16 protein-coding genes are annotated in these 22,733 nt (G+C 62.4%); 6 read left to right on the forward strand and 10 right to left on the reverse strand.

Annotated features, from left to right (window positions below):
* Positions 1 to 31: 31 nt before the first annotated feature.
* Positions 32 to 1,138 (reverse strand): 3-isopropylmalate dehydrogenase, encoded by a 1,107-nt coding sequence (gene leuB / locus QM467_RS12830; RefSeq protein WP_283366725.1) that lies wholly within the window; start codon positions 1,136 to 1,138, stop codon positions 32 to 34.
* Between the two features lie 32 nt (positions 1,139 to 1,170).
* Here leuB and QM467_RS12835 point away from each other — a divergent pair, with 32 nt between their 5' ends.
* Positions 1,171 to 1,356, forward strand: a complete 186-nt coding sequence (locus QM467_RS12835; RefSeq protein WP_283366726.1) for a hypothetical protein — start codon at positions 1,171 to 1,173, stop codon at positions 1,354 to 1,356.
* Here the strand turns inward: QM467_RS12835 and QM467_RS12840 are convergent.
* The 3 genes from QM467_RS12840 to QM467_RS12850 all read right to left on the reverse strand — a co-directional run bounded on the left by QM467_RS12840 (position 1,346) and on the right by QM467_RS12850 (position 7,096).
* A complete protein-coding gene (locus tag QM467_RS12840; RefSeq protein ID WP_283366727.1) occupies positions 1,346 to 3,055 on the reverse strand; it encodes a hypothetical protein in 1,710 nt (569 codons plus the stop codon). The genes QM467_RS12835 and QM467_RS12840 overlap by 11 nt on opposite strands.
* A 398-nt stretch (positions 3,056 to 3,453) precedes the next feature.
* Entirely contained in the window at positions 3,454 to 5,136 is a 1,683-nt protein-coding gene (locus tag QM467_RS12845) for a porin (RefSeq protein ID WP_283366728.1), read from the reverse strand.
* A gap of 418 nt (positions 5,137 to 5,554) precedes the next feature.
* Positions 5,555 to 7,096 (reverse strand): porin, encoded by a 1,542-nt coding sequence (locus QM467_RS12850; RefSeq protein WP_283366729.1) that lies wholly within the window; start codon positions 7,094 to 7,096, stop codon positions 5,555 to 5,557.
* Positions 7,097 to 7,399: 303 nt separating this feature from the next.
* Here QM467_RS12850 and QM467_RS12855 point away from each other — a divergent pair, with 303 nt between their 5' ends.
* Positions 7,400 to 7,732: a hypothetical protein gene (locus tag QM467_RS12855; RefSeq protein WP_283366730.1), complete on the forward strand. Its 333-nt coding sequence runs from the start codon at positions 7,400 to 7,402 to the stop codon at positions 7,730 to 7,732.
* A gap of 442 nt (positions 7,733 to 8,174) precedes the next feature.
* On the opposite strand, the gene QM467_RS12860 is transcribed toward QM467_RS12855, so the two are convergent.
* From QM467_RS12860 to QM467_RS12885, 6 genes are all read right to left on the reverse strand, one after another.
* The gene (locus QM467_RS12860; RefSeq protein WP_283366731.1) at positions 8,175 to 9,674 is read right to left on the reverse strand and encodes an efflux transporter outer membrane subunit; all 1,500 of its coding nucleotides are present in this window, start codon (positions 9,672 to 9,674) and stop codon (positions 8,175 to 8,177) included.
* Positions 9,671 to 10,855: an efflux RND transporter periplasmic adaptor subunit gene (locus QM467_RS12865; protein ID WP_283366732.1), complete on the reverse strand. Its 1,185-nt coding sequence runs from the start codon at positions 10,853 to 10,855 to the stop codon at positions 9,671 to 9,673. Before QM467_RS12865 ends, QM467_RS12860 begins: the two co-directional genes overlap by 4 nt.
* A complete protein-coding gene (locus tag QM467_RS12870) occupies positions 10,845 to 13,994 on the reverse strand; it encodes an efflux RND transporter permease subunit (protein ID WP_283366733.1) in 3,150 nt (1,049 codons plus the stop codon). The genes QM467_RS12865 and QM467_RS12870 overlap by 11 nt, the downstream gene beginning before the upstream one ends.
* A 128-nt stretch (positions 13,995 to 14,122) precedes the next feature.
* Positions 14,123 to 15,478, reverse strand: coding sequence for a sensor histidine kinase (locus QM467_RS12875; RefSeq protein ID WP_283366734.1), 1,356 nt, complete (start codon positions 15,476 to 15,478; stop codon positions 14,123 to 14,125).
* Entirely contained in the window at positions 15,465 to 16,151 is a 687-nt protein-coding gene (locus tag QM467_RS12880) for a response regulator transcription factor (RefSeq protein ID WP_283366735.1), read from the reverse strand. Before QM467_RS12880 ends, QM467_RS12875 begins: the two co-directional genes overlap by 14 nt.
* A gap of 24 nt (positions 16,152 to 16,175) precedes the next feature.
* On the reverse strand, positions 16,176 to 17,903 hold the full coding sequence (locus QM467_RS12885; RefSeq protein WP_283366736.1) for a SulP family inorganic anion transporter: 1,728 nt from the start codon (positions 17,901 to 17,903) through the stop codon (positions 16,176 to 16,178).
* A gap of 460 nt (positions 17,904 to 18,363) precedes the next feature.
* On the opposite strand from QM467_RS12885, the gene QM467_RS12890 reads away from it, so the two are divergent.
* From QM467_RS12890 to QM467_RS12905, 4 genes are all read left to right on the forward strand, one after another.
* Entirely contained in the window at positions 18,364 to 19,803 is a 1,440-nt protein-coding gene (locus QM467_RS12890; RefSeq protein WP_283366737.1) for a porin, read from the forward strand.
* Between the two features lie 546 nt (positions 19,804 to 20,349).
* On the forward strand, positions 20,350 to 21,318 hold the full coding sequence (gene glk / locus QM467_RS12895) for a glucokinase (RefSeq protein WP_283366738.1): 969 nt from the start codon (positions 20,350 to 20,352) through the stop codon (positions 21,316 to 21,318).
* Between the two features lie 73 nt (positions 21,319 to 21,391).
* Entirely contained in the window at positions 21,392 to 21,778 is a 387-nt protein-coding gene (locus QM467_RS12900) for a hypothetical protein (RefSeq protein ID WP_283366739.1), read from the forward strand.
* Between the two features lie 116 nt (positions 21,779 to 21,894).
* Positions 21,895 to 22,608: a helix-turn-helix domain-containing protein gene (locus QM467_RS12905; RefSeq protein ID WP_283366740.1), complete on the forward strand. Its 714-nt coding sequence runs from the start codon at positions 21,895 to 21,897 to the stop codon at positions 22,606 to 22,608.
* Positions 22,609 to 22,733: the final 125 nt, after the last annotated feature.

Below are 22,733 nucleotides of genomic sequence, written 5' to 3' on the forward strand. Positions count from 1 at the left end.
CCGGCCGCTCGAAGCGGCCGGCGCATCTGTTTCAGACCGACTTTTTCAGCGCCGCCACGATGGCGTCGCCCATGGCGGAGGTCGAGATGGAATGGGTCGCCTCGCCCTTGATGTCGGCGGTGCGCAGGCCCGCGGCCAGCACGTCGGCGATGGCCTTCTCGATCAGATCCGCCGCCTGTCCGAGGCCGAAGGAATAGCGCAGCGCCATGCCAAAAGAGCCGATCATGGCGATCGGATTGGCGATTCCCTTGCCGGCGATGTCAGGCGCCGAACCGTGGACGGGCTCATACATCGCCTTGCGTTTGCCATTGGCGTCGGCCGCGCCGAGCGAGGCCGAAGGCAGCATGCCCAGCGAGCCGGTGAGCATGGAGGCCACGTCCGACAGCATGTCGCCGAAAAGATTGTCCGTCACGATCACGTCGAACTGCTTGGGCCAGCGCACGAGCTGCATGCCGAGCGCGTCGGCGAGCATGTGCTCGAGCTGGACGTCCGGATAGGACTTCTTGTGGACCTCGGTAACCACTTCCTTCCACAGCACGCCGGATTTCATGACATTATGCTTCTCGGACGACGTCACCTTGTTGCCGCGCTTGCGCGCGAGTTCGAAGGCGACCGCCGCGATGCGCTCGATCTCGTAGGTCTCATAGACCTGAGTGTCGACGGCGCGCTTCTGGCCGTTGCCGAGATCGACGATCTCCTTGGGCTCGCCGAAATAGACGCCGCCGGTCAGTTCGCGCACGATCATGATGTCGAGGCCCTCGACGATCTCGCGCTTCAGCGCCGAGGCGTCGGCGAGCGCGGGATAGCAGACGGCGGGACGCAGATTGGCGAACAGGCCAAGGTCCTTGCGCAGGCGAAGCAGGCCGGCTTCAGGACGCATGTCGTAAGGCACATCCGCCCATTTCGGCCCGCCGACGGCGGCGAGCATGACCGCGTCGGCCGCCTGGGCGCGGGCCATGTCCGCCTCGCTGATCGCCTTGCCGTGCGCGTCATAGGCGGAGCCGCCGACAAGCCCCTTCTCGAATTCGAAACTGGCGAGACCCGCGTCGGAAATGACCTTGGCGACCTTTTCGACTTCGGCCGTCACCTCGGGACCGATGCCGTCGCCCGGCAGCAGGAAGATATTGTAGCTCGCCATCAGGGGCCTCTGTTTTCGGGAAATTTTTCGACTTGCTAAACGCCGCGCCCCGCCTTGGCAAGGCTTTTACTTGGTTGCGCGGAATTGAAAAATCGCGCAAGCGGCGGCTTGCGCAATTTGACGAGCGGAAAAACGGCCTCAATTCACCATTTGCCCTTCACCTCGGATTGCTTCAGCCCGAGGCCATGAGCGAAGTTCCTGAATGGCTCAGAACCTGAAACGGGCGCCAACCGTCGGGGAGAACTGGGCGGTGTAAACATAGCCCGAAGCCAGGCCGCCATTGACCGATTCGATATTCATGCCGCCATAGACGTCGAACCGCTTGGTGAAGTGATAATCGACGAAAATCGACCCCTGATCGAGATGGCCCGAACAAGCGTTGGAGCGGATGGACGCGCCCGTCGTCAGATTTATGCGCGCGACGTCGCATGCCGCAGCGGTCGCGGCGGCGTTGCCGACGAACGAACCATAAGCATTTTGGTTGACACGCTGATAGGTGGCGACAACGTCGGTTTTTTCATTATAGGCGTAGCGAAAGCCGACCCAAAACGTATCCTGCAGGCGCGCGTGCGGAAACGAGGCGTTGTTGACAGAGCTCATCGCGAATCCGCCCTGGTCGTTCGGCGCTCCGATGCCAAGCGGATCCTGAGGGTTGTGGGCGATCGTGTGGGACCAGCCTGCAAAGAGCTTCCACTGGTTCCAGGTATATTTGACGCCCAGGGCGCCGCCGGTCATGTCCGAAACCGTTCCGGCGAGCGTGCCCGAATTGGGATTGCCCGTCGTCGTGACCGTCGCGCCGACCGTCGGAACGAAGGTGTCCGTTCCGCCAAGCTGAGCGGCCGTCAATGGACTGCCGATATAAGTGGCCTGATGGAAATAGCCGAGCATGCCATCGAGGCTGAAGGCAGCATAGTCGAACCCGGCGCCTACCTGGCCCGCGTCATTATGTGAAGCGAAACACTGCTGGGGCGTTCCCACCGGCTTCAGTCCGGTGGTCGCCAGATAGTTGCAACCGCCAGAGCCATCGGCGAATTTATACATGGCGGCAAATCGGGCAAAGGCATATTCGACCCGATATTTCAACGAATTGTCCCAACGACCGGTTTCCGTCACGCCCTGGCCGGAAACATAGGTGCCGGAAGAACTGATGATCGAAAAGGCGGAGCTGCCGCCGGTCGCGTCATAGGCGCTCAGCAGATCGCTCGCGAGGCTGCGATGGCGGCCGAAGGTCAGCTGACCGTAAGTCTTGGTCGAGAAGCCAACGTAGAGTTGATCGTTAAAGGCCTGGCCGCCGCGAGCGCCGTCAAGGTTGAGCGAGTAAGAACGGTAGTTCAGGCCTTGGTTGGCGATGATCGCGCCGGGGGCGCTCTGCAATTCGCCCGATTGGGGGTTAAACAGGGTCGAGGCCCAGAACACGCCATTCAGGCCGGGTAGAAGTTCCGTGGTTCCTTTGACGCCGATATTCGACAATTGCATGCCGTTGGGCGTGATGCCGAAATAGCCGTTATGCGCCTTCGGCGTCAGCATTTCGTTGCCGTAATAATATTTGGAATTCAGCGGCAAACCATGGGCGGCGTAGCCGAGACCCGCGTCGATTGCGCCGAAAACCGTAATGCCGTTCCAGGTAATCGGACCGTCGCCAGTTAGCAGGTCTTTCGGCGCTTTGGCGGCGTCGGCGACGAAGGATTGCGGGGAAGATCCGGCGCCGCTGTCTTTCTGTCGCGAAACCTGTTGTTGCTGCTCGCCCTGTTTATGCTCGAGGTTCTTGAGCCTCTGCTCGAGCTCGGCGTTTTGCTTTTGGAGAACAGCCGTCTCGGCCTTCAACGCGGCAATGTCCTGCGCCGATTCGGCGTGAGCCAGGCCCGGCGCCGATACGACCGCCAAGACAGCTACAGCCGCCATCAACTCGTTTTTCATCATTGTCTCCAGAAAACTTCTAGCACGGATCCTCATCGGATCAGGCGAAACGCCATATTCGGCGCGTCGAATACATTTCGATTTCAAAGATGGAAATCGATTTACATATTGCTAGCAATCTTTTCCGGCCTCGAGAAGTCCAGAAAATCGCCATATTCGGTCTCAATTGCGCGTTTCTTGCACAAATGGCTGAAATGGCGGGCTTTATTGGCGAAGTTGGCGCTGAGGCATCGCCAGAATAGAAAATTCGTTTCTTTATGTAATATTTTTACAACATGCGCGGCGAGGATCGGCTCTCGTGAAATCGGCTCTCGTGAAAAATGAAAAATCCCGCGAGATTGCTCTCGCGGGATTTCGGATTGCCGAAGGTTTCGTTTCGCGATTTTGCGAAGAAACGATCAGAAGGTGAAGCGGGCGCCGACGGTGGGGGCCCAATTGGAGGCGCTGAAGTAGCCAGAAGCCAGACCGCCGGTCACGCTGCTGTACATCAGACCGCCATAGACGTCGAACCGCTTGGTGAAGTGGTAATCGACGAAGGTGGACGCGCCATAGAGGTTGCCGGAGCAAGTCGCGCTGCGCGGCGCAGTCTGGTTCAGAGCAGGCTTGTAGGGGCTGAAAGCGATATAGCCCGGCAGCGAGCAGGTCGCGAGGTTCGCCGTCGTGCCGTATCCGTTCTGGTGCTCCATATAGAAGCCGCCGACGATGTCGGTCTTCTCGTTATAGGCGTAGCGCGTGCCGAGCCAGACGGTGTCAAGCAGCTTGGCGTGCGCGAAGGCCGCGTTGTTGACCGTGCTCAGGACATAGCCGCCCTGGTCGCCCTGGGCGCCAATACCGACGTTATCCTGCGGGTTGTGGTAGATCACGTGCGACCAGCCGGCGTAGAATTTCCACTGGTTGAATGTATATTTGCCGGCAAGCGCCCAGCCGGTGTTGTCCGAAATGGTGCCAGCCAGGGTGTTGCTGTTCACGCCGAGCGAGGTGACGGCGGGGCCGACGTTCGGCGTGAAGGTGCTGGCGCCGGCGAAGGCCTGCGCGCTGCTCAGGATGCCGTTCGAGACCGCCTGGTGAAAATAGCCGAGGACGCCATCGAAATCGAAGCCGGCGTAAGTAAAGCCAGCGCCGACCTGACCAGCATCATTGTGAGTGGCGTAGCAGGTCTGCACCGTGGTCTTGGGAGCAACCAGCGTACCGGTATAGTTGCAACCACCGTTGCCATCGGCGAATTTGTAGATGGCGCCGAAGTGAACCGGACCATATTCGACGCGATATTTGAACGAATCGTCCCAACGGCTGTTGCCGGTGTCGCCGAGGCCGGCGACCGGCGTGCCGGAATAGCCGATGACGGAGAAGGCATAGGAGGCGCCAGCGGGATCATAGGCCCCGACCAGATCGTTGGTCATGCTCTTGTGGCGACCGAAGGTGAGCTGGCCATAAGTCTTGGAGGCAAGACCGACGTAGAGCTGATCATTGAAGGCCTGGCCGCCGCGCGAGCCGTCGCCGTTATTGGAATAGGCGTTGCGGTTCAGGCCATTCTGGTCGACGAGCGAGCCAGGAGCATTGGCGAGCTGGCCCGACTGCGGGTTGATGCCGGTCGAGGCCCAGAACACGCCGGAAATGCCGGGCAGGATCTCGGTCGAACCCTTGATGCCGATGGTCGTCTGCGACAGGTTGCTCGGCGAAATGCCGAAATAGGAATGGGTGGCGTTCTTGTTGATGAGGTTGTCGCCAAGATAGAGCTTGCCATTGCTAGGCAGGCCGTAGGAGGCCCAGCCGAGACCGGCGTCAACCGTGCCGAAAACGGTGATGCCGCAGAAGGTCAGCGGACCATCCAGGGAGAGCGGCGGGCACATCGGAGCAATGTCCTTGAGGACGGGCAGGTCGGCCGCCATGAAGCTGCTCGCCGCCGGACGGGCGGGCTGCGCCTCCAGCTTGGTCAGACGCTGCTCGAGCTGCTCGTTCTGCTTCTTCAGTTCAGCGGCCTGGGCCTTCAACGTCGCAACATCGGCGCTCTCGGCGCGGGCCGCGCCCGTCGCCGTCATCACCGCGATGGCGGCGACAGCAGCCATAAGTTTGGTCTTCATGCCCGTCTCCAGTTCTCAGAGGCGCCTGTGCGAAATGCCGCCGAAAGGCCCTATCCAAATGACCGCGGCGCCGCCGCAGCTGTGAAATCCGATCACGAAAGATTGATCATCGATCGCGATTGATTATCGAATAATCAGAACCCGGGTGGTTGGCAATTGGCGGAGGCCCAAAACCGCCGCCTTTGAGCCACAAAGAATCCCAGTGTTGCCTTGTTGCAATAGTTGACAGCTAGACTAAAGGCTAAACGACGTTAAAGCTGAAAGAATTACGACATTGTGCAGCGCGAGATGATCGGCTTTCATCAGACTGTCACAAATGAAATACCAACCATCCCGCCATGGCGCGCTCAGCCCTGAGCGAAGAAATACACTCTCGCCCGCGACGATGCCCGGTTGGATTGTCTTCTAGAAAGCAAGGTCAGAACGTGTAGCGCAGCCCAACGGTCGGATCGATGGTGTTGGTATACAGAAAGCCGTTCGCCATACCGCCTGACACGGCCGTGTACATCAGGCCGGCATAGGCCTCCAATTTCTTGCTGAAATGATATTCGCCGACGAACCCGATCGCGTCTTCCGCGCCCGAGCATGTCGAGGCGTTGGCGACGAGTTTGGTGTTGTTGGCGAAATTGCAGGCGATCTTGCCGTAGGAATTCTGCCATTCGTGATAATAGCCGATGCTGAGATCCAGATGGCTGTCATAGGCGAATTTCACGCCGCCCCAAAACACCTGCAAGACTTTATCATGATATTGGAAGGCGTTATTGGTTGCGACGCTGATCGGATAGCCGTTTGAATCGACGTATGGCGCGACGATCGGATCATTCGGGTCGGCATAGTTGATATGCTCATAGCCGCCGAAGAACTTGAAAGGCCCGTAGCTGTATTTCGCCGAGAGCAGCACTGCGGAATTGTCGGAAATTGTGGCTGCTAGCGAGCCGGCGGGCAGCTTGGCGGCCTGGGCGACACTGAGCGAAGAAAGCGTAATGGCGCCGCTGACGTGGCTGTAGACGGCGTCGAATGACAAGGCCTGAACGTCGAAGCCCGCGGAAACCTGATAGGTTGGCCCATTGGTCTGGCTGGCGCCATACCCGGGCTGGCCCAGCTTGTAGATCGCGCCAAAACGCGCCGGGCCGACATGGACCAGATATTTGATGGAATTGTCGAAGCGGCTGTTTTCGGTGTCGCCGCTCGATAACGAGCCGCTGTAGCCGAGCAGGGAAAACGCCAGCGAGCCAGCGATAGGGTCATAGACGGAGCGGTCGTCGGTGGTCAGGGTGCGCTGCCGGCCAAAGGTGAGCACGCCATAATCGGCGGAGGAAACGCCCAGATAGGCGTAATCATTAAAGGCCTGCCCGGCGCGGGCGGAATCGCCGTTGGAGCTTTGATAGGCCAGCGGCACACCATTGTTCTGGACCAGGGAGGCCGGACCATTCCCAAGCTGGCCCGACGCCAGATTGAATTGGGTATTGACGCCAAAGACGCCGGCGAGACCGGGAAGAATTTCTTCTTCCCCCTTCAGCCCGACGCCCGAATAGCCCATGCCGCCCGGTGCGACGCTGAACATGGAATGATTGCTGTTTTTCTGGATAGCGTATTCGAGGCCCTGCGGATAATAGCCATTGAACGGCGCGCCATGGCTTTGCCAGGCGACGCCGGCGTCAAGCACGCCGAAGAGCGTAATGCCGTGGAATTTGAGAGGGGCCTCGGAGGCCAGGACGTCCAGCGAGGATTTTGCGCCTTGCGCGACGAAGGCTGCCGGCGCGGGTTGTGGAGCCAGCTTTGATGCTTGCGCGGGAACGACCTCGCGTTTCTCGACCCTTTCGAGCCGTTTGATGAGTTCCGCATTCTTTTCCCGCGACGCGGCAATCTGCTGCTTAAGCTGCGCAAGATCATCAGCCGTCGCTTCGCCCGGAACGACAACGGCCATGAACGCCACGAATCCCAAAAGCCGACCAACCATCAATGGTCTCCATTCCAACAAATCTCGCGCCCAGACCCAGACCCAGACTTACAGACCATAAATCTCTGTTTCTATCGTTTTTGTCAACTTTAAAGACGCGCGAGATCCGTATCGCCGGCAATGCATTGATTTCCTAAAAATAATTTTAGTCGAGACCTTCCCTAATCCGCCGTAAATTTGTGCCAGCTTCGTCATGCTTCATCACGGTTGTCTCAAAGCCCCCGACGGAGATCTCCGTCCCCCAGACCCAACCACGACGTCGCGCCTCGCGGCTGCGGGCGCGCGCTAAAGGAGGACAAGATGATGCAACGCTTGAATGCCCTCGCAAAACTCGCCGTCATCGCAGCGGCCGCCTCCCTCGGAGCCCTTCACCCCGCGGCAGCGGGAATGAAAGTCGTCGACGGCCAGGCTTACTGGACGGGAGATCCCGGACCAGTGAATCCCGGCGCCTTCTATGAGGGAGGCCAATATAAATATGATCCGCGCCACTACCTCAGCTGGTACGGCAGCAGTCCACAAGACTACAAGATGATGGTGCACGCCGCCCATTCGGGAAACAGCCGCTGCGTCTGGCGCAAGCGGGTCATCAATTCCAACTGGGAATTCCACCACCCCTATATCATGGTATGCGACTAGGCCAGGCTTGAGCCGGTATCGTCTTTCGGCGGCGCTTGCGGCCGCAGCAACCCTTCCGCGCAGGAATCCGAGGCGTGGCTCGCGCGCCAAAAGGCGCGTGGCCCCGGCTCGGACACCGGCGCAGGCGCATGTCGGACGCAAAGGCCAGCCTGGGCCCACCAATGGCTCGCCCTGTCTCCCCGATCGACGGGCTGCAGCCCTGCCGCCGGCTTGCGCCAGAAGCGGCATTCTCTGCACAGAACGAAATCATAGGCCGAGCCGATCTCGACGAATTCTCCGCAGCCTTGCCCGCCATGTGTCGTCGGCCAGTGCGCGATTCGGTCGGATTCGGCTGAGGGTTTTGGCGATAGTCGACGGCACCATCCCTCCCCGGGACGAGCCATTTTCCAGAACAGGCAATTGTCGCACCGGTCCATGAATTCGCCTCCCCCTTGAATGACGCTCATTTCTGGGTCTCGGCGGCGGGCGCCGCAATATCCGGATCATGGCCTTGCGGACCCAGAAGCGCAATTGGCGGGGGGCTCTGCGGTTCGGGCGGAGGCGCCTGTCCGCTCCATCCTCCGCCAAGAGCAAGCATCAGTTCGACATATTGTTCCAACAATCGAGTCTCGACGGCAAGCTTCGCCCTGTCGGCGTCCAGCGCAGCGGACTGAGCCGTGACGACATCGAGGGAGGAGGCCGCGCCGTCCTTGTAAAGACTCATCGACATGTCCAGCGCCCGCTGCGCCGATCCGGCGGCGACCGCCAGCGAGGCGTTCTCGGCGCTCAGCCATCTGATCGATGCGAGGGCGTCTTCCACTTCCTGATAAGCGGCCAAAACCGACCCTTTATATTCCGCCGCGGCAGCCGAAAATTCGGCGCGCGCCACGTCCAGCGCCGCCTGCCTCTGACCGCCATCAAAAATCGGCGCGGAGACGCCGGGGCCATAACTCCAGAGGCTGTTGTGGAAGTTCAACAGATTCAGATTTGTGGATTGCGTGCCGCCTGACAGCAAGATGTAGAAGCGCGGCAGAAAATCAGCCTTCGCGGCGCCGATCCGCTCGTTCGCCGCAAACAGCAGCCGCTCCCTCGCCGCGACGTCAGGCCTGCGTAAAAGGAGACTTGCCGGCGCAGCGCGGGGCGGCCTTGGAGCAGACGGCTGGACGGCGGCAGGCGCGATCCGGAACGACGAGGGCATTTCCCCCGACAGCGCCGCGAGCGCGTTTTCGAGAACGGCGCGGCCGCGCGCGATTTCCGCCGACGCCGCCTGGGCGTTGGCGAGCTGAACCCGTGCGCGCTCGACGTCGATGGGCGGCGCGATATTCTGCTTCAACCGCTCCTGGGTCAGATCGAGCGCCGATTGATAGAGCTTGATCGTCCGCGCGAGCAACGCCGCCTGGGCGTCCGCCCCTCTCAGGGCGATATAGGCGCGGGCGAGCGAGGCGTGAAGCGAGAGGCGAGTCGCCGCGAGGAGGTCGTCATTCGCCTGGGCGCCGGCCTTGGTTGCGGCGACGAGATCGCGAACCCGTCCCCACAGGTCGATTTCCCAGCTCAGCTGACCGAACAATTGATTGGCGCCGTAATAGGTCGGCTGGTTTGCCGAACGAAGCGGCCGGTTTTGCGATTGCTTGTTGTAGCTGAGCTGCGGCTGGCCCACGACGGCCGGATAGAATGACGAACTGGCCAGGTCCAGCACCGCCTTGGCGCGCTGATATCGGGCCAGCGCCACGGCGTAATCCGGATTATCCAGCTCGATACGCGCCTGCAGCCGGTCCAACTCCGGGCTGCGAAAGCTTCGCCACCAGTTCTCGGCGACACCGGCGCGCGGTCCGGCCGGCGGCGACGTCTTGAATTGTTCAGGCGCCGCAATGGGCGGAGGCGCATAAGGCGGAGCCAGCTCACATCCGGAAAGAGCCGCCAGCGCCAAGCAAAGTCCCACGCCGGAAAGAAGACGTCGGCTCATTCCGCGGCGCCCGTCGAAGGTTCGCCGGAAATCCGGACCTTGTCGCCGTCGGCGAGCGACTCGGGAGGATTGTTGATGATCCTGTCCTGCGGCTCGAGTCCCGAGGCGATCGCTACGTCTACGCCGAAATCCTTCGCGATGACGACTGTCTTGAATTTCACGCGGCCCTCCGCGTCGACCGTCGCGACGCGAACGCCATGCTGGCCGACCGACAGCGCGCTGGAGACGACGCGCAACTGCGACGGGTCCGTCTCCAGTTCGAAATGTACGTCGGCATAAGAGCCCGGGAACAGGGCGCCGTCGGGGTTGGCCGCATCCAGCTCGACCAGGAGGCTGCCGCTCTGCGCGCCAATGGCGTTGGACGTCGTGGCGAGGCGGGCGTCGAATTTCCTGCCCGGCCATTGTGGCGTCGTGAATGTCGCCTGCATGCCGGCGGTCAGCCGCGCGGCGTAGGTTTGCGGCACATTGACGTAGACGCGGACGGCATGAATGTCGGCCACCTTGAACAGGGGCTGGGCGGCGCGATCGGGTCCGACATAGGAGCCGATGTCAATATTGCGGGCGGTGACGACGCCGTCGAACGGCGCGACGATCTGCGCGAATTGCTTTTGCGCCTTGAGCCGATCGAGGTTGGCGCTGGCGGCCCCGACATCGGCTTGCTTGACTTTCAGATCGCTCGACTTCTCGTCGGCGGATTGTTTCGAAACCGCGGCCGAGCTCCGCAAGGCGCTCCAACGCTCCGCCGTCACGCCGGCGAGCGCCCGGCCCGCCTCCGCGCGGCTGAGTTCCTCGCGCGCCTGCGCCAGCCTTTCGTCCAGTTCAGGCGTGTCGACCTCCGCAAGGATGTCGCCCTTCTTGACGATTGCGCCTATATCGGTCCGCCAGCTCCTGACGTAACCGGCGACCTGAGAATGGATCGAGGCTTCGTTCCATGCCGCGATATTGCCGGGCAACGCGAGAATCTGGGGTTTGTCGTCACGATGCGGGCTAATCACCGACACCGTTGGAACGGCGCGCTCGCGGGTCCATTCGGCCAGGCGCTTCTCCGCTTCCCATCGCTGAACGAAAGTAAAGCCGAGGTAAAGGGCGAGACCGACCGCGGCGAGGGGAAACAGCCAAAGCCCCCGGCGCCGGCCTCGAACCGCGCCAGTCAAAGGTTCGGAGGCGATGTTATCTTTCATCGGACGCCTCAATCGATTTTCCCGGCCGGCGGGAATGGACAATGCCGAAAAGCACGGGAACGAAAACCAGCGTGGCGACGGTCGAGAAAATAAGTCCGCCGATCACCGCACGGCCGAGAGGCGCATTCTGTTCGGCGCTCAGGGCCATCGGCGCCATGCCGATGATCATCGCGAGCGCGGTCATCAGAACCGGGCGAAAACGCCCGACACCCGCTTCGAGCGCGGCCGCGAAGGGCTCAAGCCCTTCCGCCAGCTGCTCGCGGGCGAAGCTCACCACGAGGATCGAATTCGCCGTCGCCACGCCCATGCACATGATCGCGCCAGTCAAGGCCGGAACCGAAAGCGTCGTATGGGTAGCGAACAGCATCCACGTCACTCCAGCGAGAGCGGCCGGCAGCGCCGCCACGATGACGAATGGGTCAAGCCAGGACTGGAAATTGACCACGATCAATAGATAGATCAACGCCACCGCCAAGGCCAATCCTCCGTAAAGTTGGGAATAAGCCGAATTCATCGTCTCGGACTGCCCGCGCAGGACGATTCGCGTGCCGCGCGGCCGCGCCTTGTCGAATTCCTGGATGATCTTGCGAATTTCGGCCGAGACCGATCCGAGGTCGCGGCCGCTGTTGGTCGCGAAAATGTCGATGACCGGCTGAACCGAATAGTGAGAAACGACGGCGTTGCTTTCGCCACGGCCGATATCGGCAACGGCGCCGAGAATTTGCGGCGTTTTGCCGCGGGATACTGGAACGCGCGCCAGATCCTCAAGCGAATTCATCCAATATTGCGGCGTCTGCGTCACCACGGGATAGGACACGCCGCTTTTCGGGTTCAGCCAGAACACCGGGTTGGTCTGGATCGAGCCCGCCAGGGTGATGAGCAGCGACGTTGCGATATCCCTTTCGGTGACGCCAAGGCGGCTTGCGAGAATCCTGTCGACGTCCACATTGATCGTCGGTTGGTCGGCCGGCTGTTGAATGCGCGCGTCAGCGACGCCGGTCACCTCGGAAATCCGCTTCAACAACTTGTTCGCCAGCAGCCGGTTTCCTTCGAAGTCGTTTCCGATCACCTGCACGTCGATCGGGGCCGGCAGGCCGAAATTGAGAATTTGCGTCACGATATCCGCCGGGAGGAAGGAAAAGGTCGCGTTGGGGAACAGTTCCGGCAATTTCTCCCGCAATCTGCGAACCAGATCCTCGCTGTTCTTTTCCTGCCCCTCTTCCAGGGTGATGAGAATATCGCCATCCGCGGAGCCGATCGTCCCCGAATTGCCATAAGCCGCGTTGATGCCGCTGATCGGCAGACCGATATTGTCCACCACGGAGGCGATGACGCCGGGGCCGGCGATCGTGCTGATCGCCGCCTCGACCCGGGTGAACAATCGGCCGGTCTCCTCGATGCGCAGGCCCGTCGGGCCGCGCACGTGGAGTTTCATCTGAACCGTTTCGACGCTCGGAAAGAAATTCTGGCCAAGAAAGGGCACAAGCGCCAGCGAAGCCAGGACAAAGCTCAGGAAGATCACGACAAAGGCGCGCCGGCTCCGTATGGCCGCCGAGAGCATTCCTTCATAGCCCCGCCGCGCCGCCGCGAATCTCTGTTCGAAACCGTGCTGGAACTTCCCGAAGAATCCACGGGGAGGCGTGTGCGAATCGTGGTCGTGGCCGCCCAGCAGATAATTGGCCATGGTCGGAACAAGAGTGCGCGACAGGAGATAGGAGCCCATCAGCGCGAAAACGACCGCCTTGGCCATCGGACGGAACAGATAGCCCGAGATCCCGCCAAGGCTGAACATCGGCACGAAGACGATGCAGATGCACAGCAGCGAGACGGTCGCGGGAACGACAATCTGGCGGGCGCCGTCCATGATCGCCGCCTCGATCTCCTTCTTCTGCTCAAGCTGAAAATTGATGTTCTCGATCGTCACGGTGGCGTCGTCGACCAGAATGCCCACCGCCAGGGCCAGGCCGCCCAGCGTCATGACGTTGATATTTTCGCCCGTCCCGGCAAGCGCGGCGACCGAGGCCAGGATGGCGAGCGGAATGGAAATGATGATGATGACGGTCGAGCGCCAGCTTCCCAGAAAGATGAGGATCATCAGGCCGGTGAGCGCGGCCGCCAGCCCGCCCTCGAAAAGAACCGACCTGACCGCGCCCTCGACGAAGGGCGCCTGGTCGCCGACCGCGACAAGCTTCAGCGATTCAGGCAACATTTCGCGCAGCCGCGGCATCAGTCCCTTGACGCCTTCGATGACGTCGAGCGTCGAGGCCGAGCCCGCCTTGATGATGGACATCAGAACGGCATTGTCGCCATTGACGCGGACCATGTTGATCTGCGGCGGATGGCTGTCATGAACGAAGGCGATGTCGCCGATGCGCACCGTCACTCCTTCGACGGTTCTGACCGGAAGATTGTTCAGGGCCTCGATCGACTCGGGGGAGTCGTTCAGCTTGATGACATATTCCTTGTCGGCGATTTTCTGGGTGCCGACCGGAATAATGAGATCCTGATTGCCGACCGCGGCGACGACGTCCTCTGCCGATAGGCCGTAGGAGCGCAATTTCGCCTGATCGACGTCGATCTGCACCTGGCGCACCATGCCGCCATAAGGCGAGGGCACCGCCGCGCCGGCGACCGTCGCCAATTGGGGACGAATCATGTTCTGCCCGAAGTCGAAGATTTTCGCCTCCGGCAACGAATCGCTCGACAGGGCCAGCTGGATGACGGGAACGCTCGAAGCGTTATAGCTCAAGACATAGGGCGGGGTGATGCCCGGCGGAAGCAGCTTCAGAACCGTTTGCGAGGCCGCGGTGATCTGCGCCAGGGCGGAGCTGATGTCGACCGTCGGCTGGAAGAAGATCTTCACGACACCATAGCCGGACATCGACTGGGATTCGATATGTTCGATATCGTTGACCGTCGAGCTGACCGCGCGTTCATAATAATAGACGACGCGGCCCGACATATCGTCCGGCGGCAGGCCGTTATAGGTCCAGACCACCGCGACGACGGGGATGCGGATGGCCGGGAAAATGTCGGTCGGGGTGCGAATCCAGGACAGGACGCCGGCGATGACGATCAGCATCGCCATGACGACAAACGTATAGGGCCTCTTGAGCGCGATGCGTACGAGTGCGAGCATTATGCCTTGCGCGTGGTTGTAAGCGGCGAGAGCGGGGCGCCGGTTTTCGCCTCGGCTTATAGTCGCCGGTTGAAGCGCCCCATACTAAAATGTTTTTTATCCGGGCCGGAAGATCGACTTTCGCCCGCTCAAGAATGACGTTCCGCGAGCGTGAAACGGGCTCCCGGCGCATTATCCTCGACGGTCAGGTCCATGCCGTGCAGGCGCGCGATGGTTTCGGCTATGCTCAGCCCAAGGCCGGTCCCGGGCAGGTCCGCGCCATTCCTGGCGCGGGCGAAACGCCGGAAGATATCGTGGCTTTCGGCGGCAGGCACGCCACGGCCGTTATCGCTGACCTCGATGCTGGCGTGGCCGTCGCGTCCCGTCGCCGCAATCCACACGCCGCCGCCGCGCGGCGTGAATTTCAGCGCGTTGTCGATCAGATTCGCCACGGCTTCGCGCATCAGGTCCGGGTCGCCCCGGCGCAGGACTGATCCGTCGGCGGAAAGGGCGAGGCTCACGCCTTTCGCCTTGGCCAAAGGCAGGAAAAATTCATGCAGTTCCGCGCAGATTTCCCCGAGATCGATCTCCCTGAAGGCCGAATGGCGTCGCTCGCGCTCGATCGCGGAGACGCGCAACAAGGCGGCGATCGTCGTCATGGCGCGGTCGATCTGGCGCAAGGCGGTCTGAATGGATTGCCGCGCGGGCGAGCCTTTTGGGGCGGTCGCGATCCCCTGCTCCAGAACGGCCCGCACGTTGACGAGCGGCGCGCGCAGATCATGAGCGATATTGTCGCCGACCGCGCCGAGCTGACCAAGCAGCCGCTCGATTTCATCAAGCATTTCGTTGACGGAGGCGATCACGCCGTCGAGCTCGTCGATCCCCGAACGGCTCGGCAGACGCGCGCGAAGGTCGCCCTTCACGATTTCCGCAATAGCGCGGTCGATCTCCCGGATTCGCTCGCCGCTTCGGCGCGCCAGGAAAAATCCCGCCATGAGCGCGCCGGCCGCTATGGGCAATATGGCGAAGGACAGCGCCCGCCCGAGAATTCGCCTGAGCATCGCAACTTCCGAGAGACTGCGCCCCAGAACGATGACCCCTCCATCCGGCCTTATGCGGGCGACCATGAGCGTCGGTTCGGGCTCGCCCGCCTCAGTCGGCCGGAAATCGGCGAGATAATGGGTGCGCCCGTCCGCGGGAACATCTGGCTTGCGATCGAGATTGCCAAAAACGAGTTTACCCGACGGGTCATAAAGGGCGACGAAATTCAGCCGCCTGAAATCGCGGGTAAGCCGGAGCGACAAGGCGCGCTGCAAGCGCTCGTCGTCGCTTGCCGCCGCCTTCTCCGCCTCGTCCGCGAAGACGGTCTGCAATTGCGAAATCCACGCCTCGGTGGTCTCTTCGTAAACGAAGGCGAAGACGCCGCCGGTCAGGAGAAGGATAGCCAAAGCGAAAGCCGCCGCGAGCCGCAAGGGCGTCGAACGAAGAAAGTCACGCAGAGGCATCGAGCAGAAATCCTTCACCCCGCAGGTTGACGATCAGCCGCTTCTCGTCCGGAGCATCGAGTTTGACCCGCAGATTGCGCAGATGAACGTCCACAACATTGGTTTGCGTATGGAACCGGTAGTTCCAGACTTCTTCCAGAAGCATTTTGCGCGTGACCAGGATCCCCGGCCTGCGCATGAAATATTCGAGGAGCTTGAATTCGCGCGGAAGAAGCTCGATCTCCCTGCCGGCTCGGCGGACCCGCCGGGCGATGAGATCCATCTGCAAGGGGCCCGCGCGCAGGACCGTCGCGTTGTCGCCAGCAAGACGACGGGCGAGAGCGTCGACTCGCGCGGAAAACTCGGACATGGCGAAAGGCTTGACCAGATAATCGTCGCCGCCCGCGCGCAGGCCGGCGACGCGGTCGTCCACCGCGCCCATCGCGCTGATCATCAGCACCGGGGTCCGATCGCCGCTTGCCCGCAATTCCTCGACCAGCGCCAGGCCGTCCGCGCCGTTCAGCTTCCGGTCCATCACCAGAATGGCGACTTTGCCGGCCCGCGCGGCCTCCATCGCCTCGCGTCCGGTCTCGCTCACGAAAACCTCATAACGATTTGACAATTCCATCGCCATCGCGTCGGAGAGCACTTTTTCGTCTTCGCAGATATAGACCGCTTGTTTGACGTCACGCATTCGAGCCTCTGCTCAATTTCCTGCCTATGATTGCCGTTTGACGGCAGGTGTCGAAATCGCTCGCGCGTCGCCCGCCAGCTGGCTTGTCGCCTCATCCACGCTGCGGAACAGGCGCTTGCGTCCATCGACGCCAGGGGCGCCGAGCGCGTCGAAAAGGCCATAACACGCGAAAGCGGCCTGGGCGCGCACGGATTCAAGTCGCGCGATGGCGAAATCCACGCCCTTGTGGCGGCAAGCCCCTATCGCCGCGGCAAGGCCCTGGGCCGCGGTGTAATCGATCGAATCGATGGCGCTGGCTTCGAGTATGAGAAGCTTTAATCCCGGCTCGCCCGCCGCCGCGACCAGTTCACGCCGAAAGCGGTCGGCGTTAAGAAAGGACAAAGGCGCCTGAAAGCCGACCACTTTCACGCCCGCGAGCGTTTCTCCGTCGAAATCGTCATTTTCCGGCCACCAGATCGTCTTGCCAGGGAAACGCTCGAAAATATGCAGATCGGTCTGGGTCGTTGTCCACAACCCATGGATCAGCGACAGGATGATCGCCAGAGCGACGCCGGTCTGGACCGGCACCAGAACCACCAGCAGCAAGGTCGCGAGCAGCAGAATAAATTCCGGACGGGAGCGCGCGGCGATATCGCGCATGGCCCCGAGCCGAAAAATCCGCCCTGCGATATAAAAGAGAATGGCCGCCAGCGCCGCCTCCGGCGTATGGCTGAGGAAGCTTTCGCCAAAAGCCGCGACCAGCGCGACGGCGACCGCCGCTGTGACTCCCGCGATCTGGGTTTCCGCCCCGGCCTCGGCGACGATGGCGGTGCGCGGCGGACTGGCGTTGACGGGAAAGGCCCCGAACAGGCCAGACAGCATGGAGCCGAGGCCAAGGCCCAGAAAGTCGCGATCAATATCCGCCGCTTCGCCGGGGAATCCGGGAAAGGAGCGGGAGGTCGCCGCGCTCTGCGCCATGACCACGGCGGCGATAATCGCGGACAGGCCCAGAACCTTGCCGAAATCGTTGACGTTGGCGATCGGCGCGGCGAGACGCGGCGGCGTGACGTGAAAGGCGCCGACGGTTGGCAGCCCCTGGCCTTCAAGACCGAGCATCATCGTGGCGACGGTCGCCCCGGCCAGGGCCAACAGCGGCCCCGGAAAGCGGGAGCCTGCCCATTCGACGACAGCGATGAAGGCGAAACAGGCCGATCCGGTCAGGACGGCCAATGGCTTGACGCCTTCGAACTGGCGGATGATTTGCGCCATGCGGTCGAAGCTGCTTCCCGATCCAGCGACAAGTCCGAGAAAGGCCGGCGCCTCGGACAAAGCGATGTGCACAGCTATGCCGCCAAGAAAGCCGGTAAGCACGGGGATCGAGAACAGATTGGCGACCCAGCCTGCCCGGAAGACCCCTGCCCCCGCCAGGAAAACGCCGACGATCACGGAGAGCAAGGCCGCCAGGTTCAGATATTCCGCCCCTCCGATCGGCGCCATCGCAGCCAGTGATGCGGCGAAGATAGGCGTGATGGTCGAATCCGCGCCGGACGACAGATAGCGATTGGCGCCGAACAGAGCGAAAGCCAGCGAGCCCGCGATGAAGACGTAAAAGCCGATATGAGGCGCGAATCCGCCGAGACGCGCGGTCGCCATCTGCTCGGGCGCGGCGATGGCCGCCAGCGTCAGTCCGGCGACCAGATCCGCCCGCCAACTCGCGGCGCCGCCTTGCAGGGATCGGAACACCAGCCAGTTTCTGCTTGATCCATCCGCCATGGCGAGGCTCCTCGACCGAGATTTTCGCCCATCGCCAGGTAAAAAGGAACCGCGCTTCCAAGGCGGAAAGACGAACAAATATGCGCCAGCCGCATCTTTTTCCACATCGGCGCCGACGGAACGCGGCTCAACTTGCGGATTTCGTCAGGCCGACGTCATGTTCGGCGGTGGGTTGGAGTGGCCGAACAGCAACATATCGGAAGGAAATGGGACGTCTTGAAAATCGACTGGCGACAAAGCCTGCCGCCAGCGCCTCGGCTTATTTTCCATAACAATTTGAAGAAAATGAGTTTTTTTGCATTGAACCGCCGCTGTCAGCTTCAGGCGTTTCCGTCGCATCGCTTATGATGCGATCCCCGAGAAATTTGGACGCGCTCCGCGCTGGATTACGCCACCTGAAAAGGCGATCATCTTGCGACTGATGACGTTGCTGCGACGACTGCAAGTCGCGGGAGACAAGATGAAAGGGATTTTGTGCGCTGGTCTTTTTGTGTCCGCCTTCATCGGTTGCGCGCAAGCGGCCGATCTCGCGGCTGCGACGGCGCCCGAACTCCCGCCAGCTGCGCCTTCCTGTTGGGGCGGCGTCCAGGATTTTCTCACTTCGTCCATCAAGGACTGCCCGCTGAGCTATGCGGGGTTCACCCTCTTCGGCAATATCGACGGCGGTTACGGCTACAGCCAGTGGGGCGTCCCGGTGGGGCAGAGCGCCGACAAGCCGAATTACGCCATTCAAAAAAACAGCGCCAACAGCCATTGGCTGTGGGCCCCCAACGCGATCAGCACATCGGTCGTCGGCATCGCCATGCAGGAGAAGCTCTTCGACGACTGGACGCTGATCGGCGTGGCGGAAGCCGGATTCAATCCCCACACGTTGATGCTGGTCAACGGCCCGCGTTCGCTGGCGGATAACAATCTCAAAGCGATCGGTTATCAGACCTCTGGTTTCAATTCGAGCCGCGCCGGCCAATGGGACAATTCGCAAGGCTTCATCGGCTTCAGCAATCCAACCTACGGAACCTTGACCTTCGGGCGGAGCAATGCGCTCTCGGCGAGCGCGTTGGGCAAATATGACCCGGTAGCCTCGGTCGCATTTTCGCAGATCGGCTTTTCTTCGATCTATTCCGGTTTTGGGGTCAGTCCGACCACGCGCATCAACAGCGCGCTGACCTACCGTTTGACCTACCATCACTTTCACATCGCCGCCCAGGCGCAGATCGGCGGATATGACCAGGGCAATGCGACGACCGGGCAATATCAGATTCAACTGGGCGCCGATTTCGACCATTTATCCTTCGACGCCGTCGCGGGCTTCGCGAGGAACGCCGTAGCCTTGTCCAGCTATTCCGGCGGCGCGCTTCCCCCCGGCTATGACCCGAATTCCATTCTGAAGGCGACCTTGTCGAATTCCGGCGGCTTCGAGCTGATGGCGCGATACACATGGGGCGCGTTCAAATTCTATGGCGGCTATGTCTACGCCCGGTCGGAAAATCCGAGCGACGCCTACGCCAACGGTCTGCCGACCATCGCCCAGGGCATTTTCGTGCCGCCCGGGGCCGTCACATCAAACGCTTATGACGTGGCGCGCGTTCTCAACACGGTCTGGACCGGCGTTCGCTATGCGGCCCTGAACAATCTCGATCTTTCCGCCGGCGCCTATTGGGAAACGCAGAACGACTATCTGCCCTCGTCCAGCGTCTGCACCGGGTCGGGCTCGGCGACGAGCAGCGGCAAGTGCGCCGGCGGCCGTTTTTCCTATTCGTTCCTTCTCGATTACAAACCGCTCAACCGCATCGATCTCTATGCCGGCGTGATGGTCTCGAATGTCTATGGCGGCGTTGCCAGCGGCTACCTGCACACCCGGAACATAGATCCGACGGTCGGCGTCCGCTTCCGGTTCTGAAGCCTCATCAACCGGGATTGCCGCCGACGCACCCCGTGTCGCAATCGTCGGGATCGCGGCTCAGCCCATTCGTATTGCCCTCGCCGGGACGAAAGGGCGTCAGCGCCGGAGCGTCAGCCGCGGGGCCTTGATTTTGGACGGCCGGCGCTTGACGGGCGACAGGCCGCGCGGAATGATGGCCGGTATGACGGTGATGCGGCGCGGCATTTTCAGTCGCGTTTGCCGCGGACGCGACAAGGATCAAGCTTAGCGCGAGCGCTGCTCCGAATGGGACTCGCATGCCGGCCTCCATGTTCCCCGCATCGGCGGCGCGACTATTGCCGACGCATTGCATGCGCCAGCATCCCGTCGCAATTGGGCGTCAATCTATTTAATCTCACAGCGATCGATTTTCATCATGGAGACGGGTCTTAAACGCGTCATTTGACAAATTCCCCTTTTCTCGCCCGATTGAGCGGGGTCGAAGACTAAGGCGACGACCGCGCGACAGAACGCGGACTGCCCCATATGCGGCGGGCGCGATAACCAGGAGCCCGGGGGGCGAAAATGCGGGAAGAAGAACTTGGCGTCGCCGATATCGGCGGCACGCATGCGCGCTTCGCTCTGGCGCGGGTTGCAGCCGGCCGCGTGCGTGGCCTTGGCCCGGCGACCGTGCTGCGGGTCGCGGATTTTCCCGGGCTGGCCGAAGCCTGGCGCGCCTTTCTCGCCCGTTCCGGCGCGGCGCCTCGGGCGGCGGCGCTGGCCGTGGCCGGCCCGGTGCGCGGCGAGGAGCTGAAATTCACCAATAATCCCTGGCGGCTGCGGCCCGCCGCTCTGGCCGGGGAGCTCGGCGTCGAGCGCCTGGTTCTGGTCAATGATTTCGGGGCCATCGGCCACGCCGTCGCGCAACTCGCGCCCGAGGATTTCACCCATATTTCGGGCCCCCGGCGACCGCTGCCCCGCCCGGGCGCCATCAGCGTCATAGGCCCGGGCACCGGCATGGGCGTCGCCTTGACCTTGCTGGAGACCGAGTCCCATCGCGTCGTCGAGGCCGAGGGCGGCCATGTCGGCTTCGCCCCGCGCGATTCCTTCGAGGACGCGCTGCTGGCGCGGTTGCGGACGAAATTCGGCCGGGTTTCGGCGGAGCGCGTCCTCTCGGGGCCCGGCCTCGCCGAGATCCGCGCCGCGCTTCCCGGCGCGGACGAGGCCCCCATCCCGGCGAATGACAAGGCCTTGTGGGAGGCGGCCATTTCCGGCGCCGATCCGCTCGCCCGCACGGCGCTCGAAGTTTTCTGCTCCTGTCTCGGCGCCTTCGCCGGCGACGTCGCCCTGACCCATGGCGCGCATGGAATCGCGCTCGCCGGCGGACTTCTGCCGCGCTTCGCGGACCTGTTGCCTCAGACGGGCTTCGCCTCAAGCCTCGCCGCCAAGGGACGCTACGCCGCCTTGATGGCGGAGCTGCCAGTCTGGCTTATCGCCCATCCGCAGCCGGGCCTGTTCGGCGCGGCGGCGGCCTTCGCGGCGAAGGGGCGCTGAAGCGAAGTCCGCTTCGCGCAATTTTATTGACAAGGCTCCCGTCAGCGCTTTTCCTTCACCTATGCTGGAGCTCATGCGCAACGTCCGTTTCACGGCCTTGGCCGCCGCCATCTATGCGGTCGCTTGCCTCACGATCGGAATCGCTCATGACCCCGGCCCGACCACGCCGGGCGCGGGAGCGCCCGCTTTCGCCGCCGAAATCTCAGCTCTCGCCCTGCCTGACGGGACCAATGTTCCGATTTGCGGCGAAACATCGCGCGGCCCCGCCCAGAAAAGCGCCCGGAAGAGCTGCAACGCCTGCCGGCTGATAGCCGCGTCAGGCCTCCCGCCCACGCCGCCGTTGGAGTCTTGCGACCGGCCGTTTGTGGTCGGCGCGGCGATTTCCGAGAACCAGGTGCCCATGCCGCCCGCGGCGCCGGGCGTCGCGGCGCGCCCGCGCGGCCCCCCGATTCTCTCCTGACATCCGTGGCGACCGGGCCCTCGCATGGCGATGCGGCGCCCGGGACGCCTTTTTTGCGCGGCGCGGCGGCCATCGGCTCGCCAGCGCCGGCGCGATTCCGTCATTGGAGAGAATTCATGGAAGCCAGTTTTGCGATAACGCCGGACATCGCGGCGGAGTTGGCGGCGGAGTTGGCGGCGAAGTTGGATATGCGCCTCGACCCGGCGGCCGCCGCTGGCGAAGGCGCCGCGGTCCCGCTTCCGGAGCCGGACCTGCATTATCTCGCGGCGCGCACCGCCCTGTTCAGTCCCGGCGAAGACGCGGGAAAAGTTTATGAAGTGACGCAAGGCGTCCTGATGATCACGCGCCTTTTGCCGGACGGTCGCCGGCAGATTCTCGACATCGCGGGCGCGGGCCGCGTGATCGGCCTGACCTGGAGCGATGCGCATGATTGCGCGGCGATCGCCTTGCGCGATTCCATCGTCCGTCGTCACGACAGCAACGGGAGCAGCGCCGTCGCGCTGAACGCCGCGCGCTTCGCCGACGCCCTGTTTGGGGAGGTCCATCGCCTTCGCAACCTCGCCACCGCCCTCGGGCGCAAGACGGCGACGGAACGGCTGGCGGGCTTTCTTCTCGATCTTGCCGGCGAAGACGCCGACCCGCCGGTCCGCATCGATCTGCCCGTCACGCGGAACGAAATCGCCGACCACCTGGGCCTCGCCCTCGAAACGGTCAGCCGAACCTTTTCCCGGCTGAGGCGGGACGGGATCATGCGGATCGAGACCAGTCAGAAGCTGACGATCCTCGATCGCGCCGCCCTCCGGCGGCTGGCCGATGGCGGCCCGTTTTGACGCACGCCCGCCCGCATCCTTATTTCTTGCTCAGGGCGCGGGCTTGTTTCCCTCGAAAATCGGGATTTTTTCCCGCCGCGGCCGGGAAACGCCAAGACGCGCGGGCTTTGCCCCTTGGCGCCCCT

It is taken from the genome of Rhodoblastus sp. 17X3, from assembly GCF_030056575.1.
Lineage (GTDB): Bacteria > Pseudomonadota > Alphaproteobacteria > Rhizobiales > Beijerinckiaceae > Rhodoblastus.